We start from the raw sequence: 14207 nt of genomic DNA on the forward strand, positions 1-14207 counted from the left end.
TGACGGAACGTGACCGGTCGCCCCGGCGTGCGCCCGAACGGGGGAAGGGCCCTCGCACCCCGGCTTCACTTCCTGACCCCGGGGATGCCAACCTGAAAGGCGTGAGTACTCAAGCGACATCCTCCACGCCGTCGCCCTCCGCGGCGGAGCGCCCGACCAGGATCACCGTCCTCGCCGGGGTCAACGCCCTCGAAGGCGTGGCGCTCGCCGTCGGCGGGGTCTGCCTGCTGGTCATGGGGCTGCTGGGAAGGCTGGAGAGCACGCAGCAGGCGGAGACGGTCGGGATCACGCTGGTCGCGCTCGGCGCGATCCCGCTGATCGCCGCCCGCGGACTGCTGCTGCTGCGCAGCTGGAGCCGGGGACCCGCGCTGATCACGCAGATCATGGCGCTGCCGGTGGCCTGGACGCTGCTGCGCTCGCAGGGCGCGCTGATCCCCACCGGGATCGTGCTGGCGGCGGTCGCCGTCACCGGTCTCGTGCTGGTCCTCAACCCGGCGACCACCCGGGTCCTGGGCATCCGCCGGGATCCCGGGGTCACCCGCGGGGCCTGAGCCGGCGGACCCGACCCGCCCGACGCCCGCGGGCTACTCCTCGACGAGCAGCCGTTCGCGCAACTGCGCCAAGGTGCGGGCCAGCAGCCGCGAGACGTGCATCTGCGAGATGCCGACCTCCTGCGCGATCTGCGACTGGGTCATGTTCCCGAAGAAGCGCAGCAGCAGGATGCGCTTCTCGCGCGGCGGCAGGTCCTCCAGGAGCGGCTTGAGCGACTCCCGGTACTCCACGCCCTCCAGCGCCTCGTCCTCCGAGCCCAGCGTGTCAGCGACCGCCGGCGACTCGTCGTCCGTGTCCGGCACGTCCAGCGACAGCGTGCTGTACGCGTTGGCCGACTCCAGGCCCTCCAGCACCTCCTCCTCGGAGATCCCCAGCCGCTCTGCCAGCTCGTGCACCGTCGGCGAACGGCCGTGCTGCTGCGAGAGCTCCGCGGTGGCCGTGGTCAGTGACAGCCGCAGCTCCTGGAGGCGGCGCGGCACCCGCACCGCCCAGCCCTTGTCCCGGAAGTGGCGCTTGATCTCGCCGACCACCGTGGGAGTGGCGTACGTCGAGAACTCCACGCCCCGGTCCGGGTCGAACCGGTCCACGGACTTGATCAGCCCGATCGTGGCCACCTGGGTCAGGTCGTCCAGCGGCTCCCCGCGGTTGCGGAAGCGGCGGGCCAGGTGCTCCACCAGCGGCAGGTGCATCCGCACCAGTCTGTTGCGCAGCTCGGCCTTCTCCGCCGAACCGTCGGGCAGCTCCCGCAGTTCGAAGAAGAGGGCCCGGGCCCCGCTGCGGTCGAGTGGATCGTGGTGCCCGTGCTCGCTCATCTGGCCCGCCCGCTCTGCCTGCGACTGCTGCTCCACCGCGACGTCGATGCTCTCGGGCCCGTCCGCTCCGTCCACCGGATGCGGCCGGGCCTGTTGCTCCGGGATGCCTGCTGGGCGCACCACCTCGGATCGGATCGTCTCGTCCCGCACAGGACCGTCCCCGTTCCCGTCGCTCACGCCGGCCCGGGGCCCGCGCCGCGCTGTTTGTAGAGGCTGATGCTGACCGTACGGTCGTCGGCGACCGTGGAGTCGACCTTGCCGGCCAGTGCGGAGAGCACCGTCCAGGCGAAGGTGTCGCGCTCGGGCGCCCGGCCGTCCGTGGTGGGCGCCGACACCGTCACTTCGAGGGAGTCGTCGACGAGACGGAAGACGCAGCTGAGGACGGAGCCCGGCACGGCCTGCTGGAGCAGGATCGCGCAGGCCTCGTCGACCGCGATACGAAGATCCTCGATCTCGTCGAGAGTGAAGTCCAAACGCGCTGCGAGACCGGCCGTGGCCGTTCGCAGCACCGACAGGTAGGCACCCGCAGCGGGCAGTCGGACTTCCACGAAGTCCTGATTCCCGGGCTCGCCTGCGATCTGGGACACCCTCACCTCCAAGGTGGCACAAACTCTTTCGAGGTTCCGGGAAGGGTGGCCCGGAGCCATGCGGTCCGTCGACGGTTCTTCGGCTCGGCGACGTTATCGGATCCATGATGCCGTGTCGTACGGACCCCACACCCCGGACGTGACTCATGGTAAGCCCATGCGTACGCACAGTGGCTAGGGGGCTGCGGCGTCCAATTGCGAAGAACCAGCGCCGCATTGACGTACCCAGGCGTCAGACGATCGAACCGTCCTCGAAGCACCAGCGCCAGCTCTCGCCCGCCTCGAAGCTCCGCATCACGGGGTGACCGGTCGCCCGGAAGTGTCCGGTGGCGTGCCGCAGCGGCGACGAATCGCAGCAGCCGACGTGCCCACACGTCAGGCAGAGCCGCAGCTGCACGGGGTGGCTGCCCGCCTCCAGGCACTCGGGGCACGTCTCACCGAGCGGTACGGGCTCGGGGCGTGGCAGATCCGCTACATGCGCACACTCGCTCATGATGGGCAGGTTACGACGGATCCGAGGACGGTGGGATGGACGCGCTGCCGCTGGTCGCCCTGGTCGCGGTCAGCGCGGCGGTCGCCGGGGCGGCCCGCCGCACGCCGGTGCCCGCCCCGCTCGTCCTGGTCGCCGCGGGGCTCCTGGCCGGTTATCTGCCGGGTGTTCCGACGTATCACCTGGACGCGCACGTGGTGCTTCCGCTGCTGCTTCCGCCGCTGCTCCACACGGCGGCCGTCGACAGCTCCTACCTGGATCTGCGGGCCAATGTCCGGCCGGTCGCCCTGCTCTCCGTGGGGTACACCCTCTTCGCGACCGTCGCCGTGGGCTGGCTGGTCCACCTGATCATCCCGGACCTGCCGCTGACCGCCGCGCTGGTCCTGGGGGCGGTCATCGCCCCGCCGGACGCCGTGACGGCCGCCGCCATCGCCCGCCGGGTCGGGCTGCCCTCCAGGGTGACCACGATCCTCCAGGGCGAGTCCCTGGTGAACGACGCCACGGCGATCACCGCCTTCAAGGTGGCGCTGGCCGCCGCGGTGGGGGAGGGGATGAGCTGGGGCGAGGGGATCGGCGAGTTCCTGCTCGCCGCGGTCGGCGGGGTCGGCGTCGGGCTCCTGCTGATGGTGCCGCTCCACTGGCTGCGCACGCACCTGAGGGAAGCGCTCCTCCAGAACACGCTCTCCCTCCTGATCCCTTTCGTGGCGTACGCGGCGGCCGAACGGGTGCATGCCTCCGGTGTGCTCGCCGTGGTCGTCGTCGCCCTCTACCTGGGCCACCGCTCCTGGCAGGTCGACTTCGCCACGCGTCTCCAGGAGGCGGCCGTCTGGAAGATGGTGGCGTTCGTCCTGGAGTCCGCGGTGTTCGCCCTGATCGGGCTCCAGCTGCCGTTCGTCCTGAAGGGGCTCGGCTCGTTCGGCGTGTGGGAGGTGCTCGGCTACGCGGCCATCGTGTTCCTGATCGTCGTCGTGGTCCGCTTCGTCTGGGTCTACCCGGCCACCTATCTGCCCCGGTGGCTCTCGCGCCGCGTCCGGGAACGTGAGCCGGGCACCGACTGGACCGCGCCGCTGATCGTCGGCTGGGCGGGGATGCGCGGGGTCGTCTCGCTCGCCGTCGCGTTCTCCGTTCCGCTGGTCACGCACGACGGCGAACCCTTCCCGGCCCGCAACCTGGTGCTGTTCCTGACCTTCACCACCGTCATCGGGACCCTGGTGATCCAGGGCCTGACGCTGCCCGTACTCGTCCGCGTACTGAAGCTGCCGGCCCCCGACCCGCAGACGGTCACGCTCATCGAGGCGCAGGCCCAGAGCGAGGCGTCCGAGGCCGCCGAGACCCGCCTGGACCAGCTGCTCGCCGACCCGCACAGCAGCCTGCCGCCACCGTTGGCGGACCGGCTGCGCAGTGTGCTGGAGCACCGCCGCAACGCCGTGTGGGAACGTCTGGGCGCCGCCGACCCGGTGACCGGGGAGTCGGCGGACGACACCTACCGGCGACTGTCGAGGGAGATGATCGAGGCCGAGCGCGAGGTCTTCGTGCGGCTCCGGGACGAGCGGCGGATCGACGACGAGATGATGCGCACGCTGCTGCGCCGGCTGGACCTGGAGGAGGCGGCGGCCTACCGGGAGGCGGACGACTCCTGAAGGGGCCGCGCGTCGGGGGTGCCGGTGATCACCGCGCTCACCCGCGTGCCCGGCGCGAACGCCCCCTCCTCGGTCAGCGTGGTCAGCGCGAACAGCAGTTTGGCGACGTACACGCGTTCCACGGGCAGCCCGTGCCGGTCCTCGAAGTCCGCGGCGAAGGCCTCCAGCTCCGCGGTGGAGCGGGCGTAGCCGCCGAAGGTGAAGCGCTCCTCCAGCGACCAGTTCCCGGACGGGCCCCCGAACGCCTCGCGCTGGAGCCGTTCCACGGCGGGTCCGAGGAAGCCGCCGCGCAGCACCGGGACGCCCAGGGCCCGCTGCCCGGGGCCGAGGCCGGCGGCGAGCCCGGCCAGGGTGCCGCCGGTCCCGCAGGCCACGGCCGCCACCTCGCACTCCCCGGCGAGCTCGCGCCCCAGCGCCGTACAGCCCTGTGCGGCCAGCGCGTTGCTGCCGCCCTCCGGGATGACCTCCACGTCCCCGAACAGCCTCAGCAGCCCCTCCAGGACCTCGCAGGAGGCCTTCGCCCGGTAGGTCGTACGGTCCACGAAGTGCAGGCGCATGCCGTCGGCCGCGCACCGGGCGAGCGAGGGGTTGAGCGGCCGGTGCGCCAACTCGTCGCCGCGGACCACGCCGATGGTGGGAAACCCCAGCAGCCGCCCGGCCGCCGCGGTGGCCCGGAGGTGGTTGGAGTACGCGCCGCCGAACGTGAGCACGGTGCGCCCGGCGGCGGCCTCCAGATTGAGGGCGAGTTTGCGCCATTTGTTGCCCGGCAGGTCGGGGTGGATCAGATCGTCCCGCTTGAGGAGCAGCCTCACCCCGTGGCGCGCGAAGCGTTCGTCGCGGACCTCCCGCAGCGGGGAGGGCACCCGGGGCCGCAGGAGGGCGTCGGGGCGGGGCGGGCTGTTCACCCGCCCATTGTCGCTGTGCCCTCTCGTCGCGCCGTCATGGCGTCCGCGGCACGCCCCGGTCCCACAGCTCCTCGGCGTGCTCCGCGAACCGGTCGAACATCCCGCTGTCCCCTTGGCGGCGTAGGTGCAGGAGCGGTGAGTCGTGGCCGACGAGACGGGCCAGGTGAGGCGTCACGAGCGCGTTGTGATCGAACCGGAACACGGAGAGGGGCACGTGGTTCACGGCGTCCTCCGGGCTGCTGAAGCGCGTCTCAAGGCCCTCCAGGGGGCCGAGGCGCCCCAGGTGCTCCAGGCTGATCCGGATGCGTGTGCCGACACTCAGGGCAACGTCTTCGATGACCTCACGCTGTCGGGTCACCTCTGCGGGCAGGGAGTGTCGCCCTCGCACTCGACGACCTCCTCGGACCCCTCCAGCTCCCGCGCCGGCCAACCGATCGACGCGGAGTGGCCGGCCGAGGTCAGGGTGAGCCCGCCGCCCCGGCCGCGACGGGCGTCGAGGACGCCGAGGTGCTGGAGCCTGGCGACGGCCTTCGCGGTGTGCGTGTACGGGACCCGCATGGTGGCCGCCACCTCGCGGGTGGTCGGCGGCTCCCGGCCCTCGGTGACCGCCAGTCGCATGAGGACGCGGAGTGCCACGTCGGTGAATCTCGTCAACCGCATGAGTACACCGTAGGTAAATGGCATAGGAGATGCATATTCAACGGCCCGCCGGGCGACGAGGGGCAACGTGCCCCGAACGAAGGCGGATTAGTCGCACTCTTTTGTGTAATGGCGACCCGGTCCCCCTGCTGAAAGGCTTCTGCACGCAGGTCGGCCCAAGATCGAGAGGACGTCAGATGTCCGTTGGTGAAGAGGTTCGCGACACGCAGGCGCCGCCGCAGCAGAGTCTGGGGACGGCGGCTGCGCGGAACCTCGCGACGACCACCAAATCCGCGCCGCAGATGCAGGAGATCACCTCGCGGTGGCTGCTGAAGACGCTGCCATGGGTGCAGGTACAGGGCGGTACGTACCGGGTGAACCGTCGGCTCAGCTATGCGGTCGGCGACGGCCGGGTGACCTTCGTCCAGACCGGGGACCGGGTGGCGGTGATCCCCGCGGAGCTGGCGGAACTGCCCGCCCTGCGGGAGTTCGGCGACGAGGAGGTGCTCGCCGAACTCGCCCGCAGGTGCGAGCGGCGGGACGTGGCCGCCGGGGAGGTGCTCGCCGCCTCGGGCGAGGCGGCGGACCGGGTCTTCCTGCTGGCCCACGGCAAGGTGGCGAAGGTCGGATCGGGCCCCTACGGGGACGAGACGGAGCTGGGGGTCCTCGCCGACGGCGCGTACTTCGGCGACCGGAGCCTCATCGACGGCGACGCCGTCTGGGAGTACACCGCCCGCGCGCTCACCCCCTGCACGCTCCTCACCCTGAGCCGTGCCGACGTGTACAACCTCGCGGAGCGCGCCGCGACACTCCGGCGCCACCTCGCCGGTCAGCTCTCCATCCCGCGGCAGCGGACCAACGACTACGGCGAGGCGGCGATCGACCTCTCCGCCGGCCATGTGGGGGAGGCGGTCATCCCGCACACCTTCGTCGACTACGACGCGGCGCCGCGCGAGTACGAACTGAGCGTCGCCCAGACGGTGCTGAAGGTGCACAGCAGGGTCGCCGACCTCTACAACCAGCCGATGAACCAGACCGAGCAGCAGTTGCGGCTCACGGTCGAGGCGCTGCGTGAGCGCCAGGAGCACGAGCTGATCAACAACAGGGAGTTCGGGATGCTCAACAACTGCGACTACGGGCAGCGGATCCAGCCGCACGACGGGGCGCCCGGCCCGGACGACATGGACGAACTGCTCTCGCGACGCCGCGGATCCAAGCTCTTCCTCGCCCACCCGAAGGCCATCGCCGCCTTCGGACGCGAGTGCAGCCGGCGCGGACTCGTCCCGGAGAGCGTCGACATCGGCGGCCACCACGTTTCCGCCTGGCGCGGGGTGCCGATCTTCCCGTCCGACAAGATCCCCGTCACCGACGCCCGCACCACGTCCATCATCTGCATGAGGACCGGCGAGGCCGAGCAGGGTGTCATCGGCCTCCAGCAGAGCGGTATCCCCGACGAGATCGAGCCGAGTCTCTCGGTCCGGTTCATGGGCATCGACGAGCAGGCGATCATCTCCTACCTCGTGACGGCGTACTACTCCGCCGCCGTCCTGGTGCCGGACGCCCTCGGAGTGCTGGAGAACGTCGAGGTCGGCCGCCGGCACTGACCTCGGTCCACCCCCGGGGACCCGGACGGCAGCCGCCGGGGCCCCGGGCCACGCACCCATCGCCTCGCCCCAGGGAGTGACCGTGACCATGACCAGTACGGACCCAGCGACGGAAGGGCACGAGGCCGCGGCGCTCCTGGAGCGCACCCGCGCGGTCGTCGACCCGCATCTGCGATCGGCCGTGGAGTCGCTTCCGGGCGGCATGCGCCGCGTCGCGAAGTACCACTTCGGCTGGGAGAACGCCGACGGAACGCCCGCCGCGGGCCAGGCGGGCAAGGCCATCAGGCCGGCCCTCGTGCTGGCCGCCGCCCGCGCACTGGGCGGCGATCCGGAACGCGCCGTCCGGGCCGCGGTCGCCGTCGAACTCGCCCACAACTTCACCCTGCTCCACGACGACGTCATCGACGAGGACACCACCCGGAGACACCGGCCCACCGCCTGGGCGGTCTTCGGTATCCCGGACGCCATCATCACCGGCGACGCCATGCTCGCCCTGGCCCAGCGGCTGCTGGCCGAGGATCCGCACCCGGCCGCCCCCCGCGCCGTCGCCCGCCTCTCCTCCTGCATCATCGAGCTGTGCGCGGGCCAGCAGGCCGACTGCGCCTTCGAGGAGCGCGGACCCGACGAGGTCACGCTCGACGCATGCGTCGCCATGGCCACCGCCAAGACCGGCGCGCTGCTCGGCTGTGCCTGTGCGCTCGGAGCCCTCTACGCCGGGGCGGAGGACCGGGCGGTCCGCGCGATGGACGGGTTCGGGCGGGAGGCGGGTCTCTCGTTCCAGCTCATCGACGACCTGATCGGCATCTGGGGCGACCCGGACCGCACCGGCAAGCCCGTCGGGGCCGACCTGGCCGCCCACAAGAAGTCCCTGCCCGTGGTCGCCGCTCTCACCTCGGGCACCCCGGCCGCCGCCGAGCTCGCCGCGCTCTACCGGGGGCCCATGAACACCTCCGGCGAGGTGAACCGGGCGGCCGACGCCGTGGACCGGGCCGGCGGCCGGGACTGGGCCCAGGTCTGCGCGGCCGACCGGATGGCCCGAGCGGTCCACCACCTCTCCCGGGCGGTCCCCGACCCGGGCGCGGCCGGCGACCTGCTGGCACTGGCCGAATTCGTCACCCGCAGGACCAGCTGACCCTCCTCGTGTGAACGGCACCGCCTCTTCAACTCTAGTATTCAGAAGGTTGGTTGAGTGCAAGCGGCACGGAGGGGCGGCAGCCGGTCATGGGTAGACGGATTCAGCAGGCGACGCAGCGCGACCGGGAGCTGGTCGTCTCGGTCATGGAAGAGGCGTTCCATCACGACCCGGTCAGCAGCTGGGTGTTCCCCGACGAGGCGCACCGGCGTGCGGTGCACGGCAGGTTCCTCGGCGTCTTCGTCGACATCGCCCTCGCCGATGGCCGTATCGACATCGCCGAGGACGGGGCCGCGGTGGCCCTCTGGCTGCCGGTGCCCGCCGGGGCCCCCGAGGGGGAGGACCCCACGCCCGCCCTGATGCGACGGACCGCCGACCCCGACAACGAGCGCGGCGAACTGGTGGGCAGACTCACCGCGGCCGTGCACCCGCACGACCGCGCGCACGCGTATCTGCTGATGATCGGTGTCACCCCCGGCCGCCAGGGGGAGGGCATCGGGGCGGAGCTGATCGCAGTGGCGCTGGAGCGCTGCGACCGGGAGGGGCTGCCGGCCTACCTGGAGGCGAGCAGCGCCCGGAGCCGGGCGCTGTACGAGCGGCTCGGCTTCCGCTTCCTCGGCCGCGCCGTCGAGCTGCCGGACGGCCCGCTGATGTACCCCATGTGGCGGGAACCCCAGGCGGGTTGAGCTTCGGTGGAGGGGGGTACGGAGGTCGCGCGGGGCAGCGGCTACAGTCCCTGCTCATGACAGATGAGTCGTGGGCCGGCTGGTACCGGGACAACAAGGGTTCCGAAGCCGTCGTTCTCACCACGGACGGGCGGCATCTCCGGATCCGGATCAGAGGGGTCGACTTCGAGGGCGAGAGCTTCGACGGCCTGGGGCCGGTCGCCGGCCTGCCGCCGGAGAGCGGGATGTTCGCTCTCGCGGACGGCGCGCTCACCGACTGCGTCCTGGAGTGGGATCTGCCGCTGCCCGTCCTCGTCGCGGGCACGCTCCGCCACGCCACGCTCAGCTGCCTGCTCTCCCTGCGCCGGGTCGACCCGGATCTCCACCTCGCGCTGCACCTGGACGGCGCGGTCTACGAATCGGCCCGCGCCGAGCGCGACTTCAACGCCGCACTGACCGCCGTCCAGCGGATCCTCCCGGACGGCGTCCGGATCCAGACCTGTATCGCCTGTGCCTTCTCCGACTACTTCCCGGCCCCCGGCCGGGGCTTCTCCGGCCCTCTCGCCTGCTTCCGGGGAGCCAAGGACGCCTATCGGGACTCGGCGGGCGAGGGCGACGTGCTGGATCTGTGGGACCAGCGGTCCGGGTTCGTCCAGGAGGTCTGGAGCTGCCGCGAGTTCGAGGTGCGCCCCGCCGACGGCGCGGGTACCGGCCATCGGGGAGCCTTCCCGCTGGAACTCGCCTGACCCGACCCGGATCGCCCTCCGGCATCGGGCCGTCTTCCAGCGCCGGCATCGCCCTCCACCGCCCGAGCCGCCCTCCACCGCCGGAATCGCCCGCCTCCGCCCCGTAACCGCATCCTGTTACGGGGCGGAGGAGCGTCATCCCGTCGCCCCCGCTCGTAGCGCTGGTCGAGTTGGCGGCGTCATCGGCCGGGCCTGGAAGGCCCCGTGTCGTACGGTCTGACGTCGTGGTCGCCCACCGTCCGCGACGGATCTCACCGAACTCGGTGATGCCGCCGGTACGGCCGAGGAACCTGATCGGTACCGGAGATCAGACGGCGACAAGGTCCTGCTCGTGGCCCGGCGTCTCGACCTTGGGCTTCTTGTTCGGTAGCGCGAGCCGGAAGACCTTGTGCCACGCGGAGAACACCTGCTTGGGCAGCGGGCCGGTGACGTACTCCAGCTCGTACTTTTCGAACAGCGCGCGCACCTTCACCGCGACCTCGGCGTATCGGTTGCTCGGCAGGTCCGGGAACAGGTGGTGCTCGATCTGGTGCGACAGGTTGCCGGTCATGAAGTGCATCGCCTTGCTGCCGCTGATGTTCGCCGAGCCCATCATCTGGCGCAGGTACCACTGGCCGCGCGTCTCGCCCCTGATCGACCGGCGCTCGAAGACCTGTACGCCCTCGGGGAAGTGCCCGCACATGATCACCGAGTGGGTCCAGATGTTGCGGACCAGGTTCGCGGTGAACGTGGCGGCCAGCGTGGTGAGGAATGACGGGCCCGACAGCAGCGGGTGGATCACGTAGTCCTTGAGCACCTGCTTGCGGATCTTGCGGCCCACGGCCCTGGCCCGCGCGCGGAACTCCGGGTTCTTACGGCGGCGCTTGTGGAGGTTCTTGCCGAGCTCCAGGTCGTACGCCGCGATGCCGTACTCGAAGAAGCAGGCGTTGAGGAAGTTCCACAGCGGCTGGCCGAGGTGGAAGGGGTGCCACCTCTGGTCCTCGTCGACGCGCATGATGCCGTAGCCGAGGTCGTTGTCCTTGCCGATCACGTTGGTGTACGTGTGGTGCAGCTCGTTGTGCGAGTGCTTCCACTGCTCGGACGGCGAGACGTGATCCCACTCCCAGGTGGTGGAGTGGATCTTCGGGTCCCGCATCCAGTCCCACTGGCCGTGCAGGACGTTGTGGCCGATCTCCATGTTCTCCATGATCTTCGCCACGGACAGTCCGGCGGTGCCGAGCAGCCACGCGGGCGGGAAGAACGAGAACAGCAGCACGCCCCTGCTGACCAGCTCGAGCTTGCGCTGCGCCGAGATGACCTTACGGATGTAGGCGGCGTCCTTCTCGCCGCGGTCGGCGATCACCTCGTCGCGGATCGCGTCCAGCTCGCGGCCCAGCTCCTCGATCTGCTCCGCGGTCAGGTGGGCGGTGGGGTCGATGGCGGTCAAGGTGCTCCTACCGTTCGATGTCGCAGGGGCCCGCCGCGGCGGACACGCAGGTCTGGATGAGGACGCCCGGCTCGGCCTCGGTGATCTCGCCGGTGCGCAGGTCGCGGACGGCGCCCGCCTTGAGCGGCGTGACGCAGCCGAAGCAGATGCCCATGCGACACCCGGAGGGCATGAGCACGCCGGCCTCCTCGCCGATGTCCAGCAACGGTGTGGCGCCGCCCGCTTCGACGGTCCTGCCGGTGGTGCTGAACGTGACCTCACCGCCGTCGCCGGCGACGACGATGCCGGGACGGAAGCGCTCGGTGTGCAGGCGCTCTTGGACGCCGTGCTCGATCCAGTGCTCTTCGGCGGCGTCGAGCAGGCCCGCGGGCCCGCAGGCCCAGGTCTCGCGCTCGGCCCAGTCGGGCACGAGTTCGTCGAGACGGGCGATGTCGAGCATGCCGGATGTGTCGGTGTGCACCTCGGTGAGGCGCAGTTTCTCGTCCGCGACCAGGTCGTGCAGTTCGTCGCGGAAGATCACGTCCTGCGGCTGTGGCGCGCAGTGGACCATGACGACGTCGTCGAACTCGATGTCGCGCAGCATGCCCATCACGGGCGTGATGCCGCTTCCGGCTGTCAGGTAGAGCACCTTGGCGGGCTTGGCCCGCGGCAGCACGAAGTCGCCGGTCGGATGGTCGAGCTGGATCAGCGTGCCCGGTTTCGCCCTGCGGACCAGGTGGTTGCTGACCTTGCCGTCCGGGATCGCCTTCACGGTGATCGTGACCCGGCCGTCCCGGCGGTCCGTCGGCGAGGTGATGGAGTAGGCGCGCCACAGGCGCACCCCGTCGACGTCGACCCCGATCCGCACGTACTGACCGGCCCGGTGGCCGCGCCAGCCCCGTCCCGGCCTGATCACGATCGTCGCGGCGTCCCTCGTCTCGGGGTGCACGGCCTCGATGCGCCCACGCAGGTCAGCACTCGCACGGAGCGGGCTGACCAGGTCGAGGTAGTCCGACGGCAGCAGCGGCGTCGTGACCGTCTCGAGCAGTTTCCACGCCCTACTGCGAAGGGCTGTACTCGTCATGGCTCCAGCTTGCTGTGCCTCAAGGCGTAAAGTCCTGACCGAAAGACGTAAACCTGGTCGGCTGAATTGTTCGCAAGGAACAAAAACGTGAGCTATGCCATGCGGAGGGCCAGCGAGCTGGCCCTGGATGAGACGACGGTCACCGCACTTCGGGCCGCGCTGAGGATGACCGCCGACGAGGTCGTCCAGGCGATCATCGACGAGGTCCCTCCCTACGCCAACGCCCTTTCGGGTCGCATGGGCGGCACCATCCGCCGAGCCGTCCGTACCGCCCTGGGGCACTACCTGGACATCGCGAGCGGGAACGCCACAGACGGCGACGCCGGTGACGCGGCCTACGAGTTGGGCCGCGGCGAGGTGCGCGACGGCCGTTCGATGGACGCCCTGCTCGGTGCCTACCGCGTCGGCGCCCGTGTGGCCTGGCGATGCCTCGCGGCGGGTGCCGTGCCCGCGGGTCTGCCCGCCGCCGAGGTCGCCAAGTTCGCGGAGCTGACCTTCGCCTACATCGACCAGCTCTCCGCCGCGAGCGCCGCGGGCCACGCCGACGAGCTGGCCGCCCGGGGCAGGGCCCAGGAGCGCCACCTGGAGCACCTGGCCCGCGATCTCCTCGCCGGCGCGAGCCCGGACGTGCTCCTGGCCTCCGGTCAACGGGCCGGGTGGCAGCCTCCCGTTTCGCTGACCGCGGTCCTGCTGCCCGCCGCCCAGGCCCGACCCGCCTACCGCGTCCTCGAACCGAGCACCCTCGTCCTCGACGATCTGCCGGATGCCACCGGTGTGCTGCTCGTCCCCGATGCCGACCGATCACGTCTCCTGCGGCAGCTGACCGACCGCACCGCCGTGGTCGGCCCGGCCCGGCCCTGGGCCCGTGCGTCCGCCTCGTACGCACGAGCCGTACGCGCACGGTCCCTTTCCTCCGATATCCGCGACACCGAGGACCACCTGCCCGAGCTGGTGCTGAGCGCCGACGTGGACGCGTACGCAGACCTGCGTGCCCGGGCCCTGGCACCGTTGCGGACCTTGCCTGCTCCGGCCGCGCGGCGGCTGGAGGAGACCTTGCGGGCGTGGCTGCTGCATCAGGGCAGACGGGACGAGGTGGCGGCGGCATTGTTCGTCCATCCCCAGACAGTCCGGTACCGGATGGCGCAGCTGCGGGAGCTCTTCCCGGATCTCGCATCGCCACACCGGGTCCTCGAACTGACACTGGCGGTCGGACTTCGGGTCGGCTGACGCGAGTCCCGACCGTCCACGGCTGACGCGAGTCCCGACCGTCCACGACCGCGTCCCGGGCCCATCGCGCCGGGGCCCGGTGTCTCTCCGGCGGCCCCGTGCCTCCCTCCCGGCAGGTCGGCCGGACGACCGACCGGGCCGACCCGGCACTCCGCGCGAGGGATGATGGGACGGCATGACGGAACCTGAGGAGAGGAGCTTCCATGGCACAGCGGATTCATCGACCCCGTGAGGACGCGGAATTCGATTTCATCCTCGGGATGAGCGGAGTTCCGGTCCTCGCGTACTTCACCGGGGCCTGGCCCAAGGCGATCGAGCCCTGCCGGGTGATGGACCTCGTCGTGGGTGGCATCGCCGACGACCGCACGGGCCGCCTGACGGTCGTCCGCACCGACATCACGCGTTGTCCGGCGGCAACCGAGCGCTACGGGATCACCGGAGCCCCGTCCTGCGTCCTGCTGAAGGACGGAAAGGCTGTGGCGCACGGCACGGGGCCCATGACCACCGCTGAGGTACGGAAGCTCTTGGACGACTACCTCTGAGCGACCGCTGCCGCACGTATCCGCGACGCCCTTCACCTCTCGCCCGTAGGGCTGCGCCGCCTGAGACACCCCGACCAGGTCGCACAACCCCGTCCGGCGCGGGTGCGGACACCGCGCAGAGGACCGCTCCGCGAGCGGGAACGGTCCTCTGCCGTAGGGGGGATGCCGGCCGGTCCC

At 71.2% G+C, this 14207-nt stretch carries 14 protein-coding genes and 2 pseudogenes; 8 read left to right on the forward strand and 8 right to left on the reverse strand.

Annotated features, from left to right (window positions below):
• Positions 1-101 precede the first annotated feature (101 nt).
• On the forward strand, positions 102-551 hold the full coding sequence (locus tag ACZ60Q_RS17585) for a hypothetical protein (protein WP_469634849.1): 450 nt from the start codon (positions 102-104) through the stop codon (positions 549-551).
• A gap of 33 nt (positions 552-584) precedes the next feature.
• Here the strand turns inward: ACZ60Q_RS17585 and ACZ60Q_RS17590 are convergent, their stop codons facing one another.
• The 3 genes from ACZ60Q_RS17590 to ACZ60Q_RS17600 form a co-directional block, all read right to left on the reverse strand.
• Positions 585-1514, reverse strand: coding sequence for an RNA polymerase sigma factor SigF (locus ACZ60Q_RS17590; RefSeq protein WP_469634851.1), 930 nt, complete (start codon positions 1512-1514; stop codon positions 585-587).
• Between the two features lie 23 nt (positions 1515-1537).
• Positions 1538-1951, reverse strand: a complete 414-nt coding sequence (locus tag ACZ60Q_RS17595) for an ATP-binding protein (protein WP_003966375.1) — start codon at positions 1949-1951, stop codon at positions 1538-1540.
• 232 nt (positions 1952-2183) lie between these two features.
• The gene (locus ACZ60Q_RS17600) at positions 2184-2444 is read right to left on the reverse strand and encodes a UBP-type zinc finger domain-containing protein (protein WP_469634855.1); all 261 of its coding nucleotides are present in this window, start codon (positions 2442-2444) and stop codon (positions 2184-2186) included.
• A gap of 35 nt (positions 2445-2479) precedes the next feature.
• Here ACZ60Q_RS17600 and ACZ60Q_RS17605 point away from each other — a divergent pair, with 35 nt between their 5' ends.
• Positions 2480-4081, forward strand: a complete 1602-nt coding sequence (locus ACZ60Q_RS17605) for a Na+/H+ antiporter (protein WP_469634858.1) — start codon at positions 2480-2482, stop codon at positions 4079-4081.
• Here ACZ60Q_RS17605 and ACZ60Q_RS17610 read toward each other — a convergent pair.
• The 3 genes and pseudogenes from ACZ60Q_RS17610 to ACZ60Q_RS17620 all read right to left on the reverse strand — a co-directional run.
• Entirely contained in the window at positions 4057-4986 is a 930-nt protein-coding gene (locus tag ACZ60Q_RS17610) for a 1-aminocyclopropane-1-carboxylate deaminase/D-cysteine desulfhydrase (RefSeq protein WP_469634860.1), read from the reverse strand. The genes ACZ60Q_RS17605 and ACZ60Q_RS17610 overlap by 25 nt on opposite strands.
• 34 nt (positions 4987-5020) lie before the next feature.
• Positions 5021-5347: pseudogene (locus tag ACZ60Q_RS17615) on the reverse strand (XRE family transcriptional regulator); the annotation flags it as partial.
• Positions 5344-5646, reverse strand: a pseudogene (locus ACZ60Q_RS17620) (RrF2 family transcriptional regulator); the annotation flags it as partial. The pseudogenes ACZ60Q_RS17615 and ACZ60Q_RS17620, both read right to left, overlap by 4 nt.
• A gap of 176 nt (positions 5647-5822) precedes the next feature.
• On the opposite strand from ACZ60Q_RS17620, the gene ACZ60Q_RS17625 reads away from it, so the two are divergent.
• The 4 genes from ACZ60Q_RS17625 (at position 5823) to ACZ60Q_RS17640 (ending at position 9772) form a co-directional block, all read left to right on the forward strand.
• Positions 5823-7229, forward strand: a complete 1407-nt coding sequence (locus ACZ60Q_RS17625; protein ID WP_469634863.1) for a family 2B encapsulin nanocompartment shell protein — start codon at positions 5823-5825, stop codon at positions 7227-7229.
• Positions 7230-7317: 88 nt separating this feature from the next.
• Positions 7318-8361: a family 2 encapsulin nanocompartment cargo protein polyprenyl transferase gene (locus ACZ60Q_RS17630; protein ID WP_469634866.1), complete on the forward strand. Its 1044-nt coding sequence runs from the start codon at positions 7318-7320 to the stop codon at positions 8359-8361.
• A gap of 89 nt (positions 8362-8450) precedes the next feature.
• On the forward strand, positions 8451-9047 hold the full coding sequence (locus tag ACZ60Q_RS17635) for a GNAT family N-acetyltransferase (RefSeq protein WP_469634869.1): 597 nt from the start codon (positions 8451-8453) through the stop codon (positions 9045-9047).
• A gap of 56 nt (positions 9048-9103) precedes the next feature.
• On the forward strand, positions 9104-9772 hold the full coding sequence (locus ACZ60Q_RS17640) for a DUF6304 family protein (protein ID WP_469634871.1): 669 nt from the start codon (positions 9104-9106) through the stop codon (positions 9770-9772).
• A gap of 307 nt (positions 9773-10079) precedes the next feature.
• Here ACZ60Q_RS17640 and ACZ60Q_RS17645 read toward each other — a convergent pair whose 3' ends face one another.
• Both ACZ60Q_RS17645 and ACZ60Q_RS17650 read right to left on the reverse strand, forming a co-directional pair.
• Complete coding sequence (locus ACZ60Q_RS17645) at positions 10080-11198, reverse strand: fatty acid desaturase family protein (RefSeq protein WP_469634873.1); 1119 nt, start codon at positions 11196-11198, stop codon at positions 10080-10082.
• A gap of 7 nt (positions 11199-11205) precedes the next feature.
• Positions 11206-12261, reverse strand: a complete 1056-nt coding sequence (locus ACZ60Q_RS17650) for a ferredoxin reductase (protein ID WP_469634876.1) — start codon at positions 12259-12261, stop codon at positions 11206-11208.
• An 87-nt stretch (positions 12262-12348) separates the two neighbouring features.
• Here ACZ60Q_RS17650 and ACZ60Q_RS17655 point away from each other — a divergent pair, with 87 nt between their 5' ends.
• Together ACZ60Q_RS17655 and ACZ60Q_RS17660 are read left to right on the forward strand one after the other, a co-directional pair.
• Positions 12349-13488: a PucR-like N-terminal domain-containing protein gene (locus tag ACZ60Q_RS17655; RefSeq protein ID WP_469634879.1), complete on the forward strand. Its 1140-nt coding sequence runs from the start codon at positions 12349-12351 to the stop codon at positions 13486-13488.
• Between the two features lie 203 nt (positions 13489-13691).
• Positions 13692-14030 (forward strand): thioredoxin family protein, encoded by a 339-nt coding sequence (locus ACZ60Q_RS17660; RefSeq protein WP_469634882.1) that lies wholly within the window; start codon positions 13692-13694, stop codon positions 14028-14030.
• Positions 14031-14207: the final 177 nt, after the last annotated feature.

This window comes from Streptomyces sp. NPDC104313 (genome assembly GCF_055583985.1).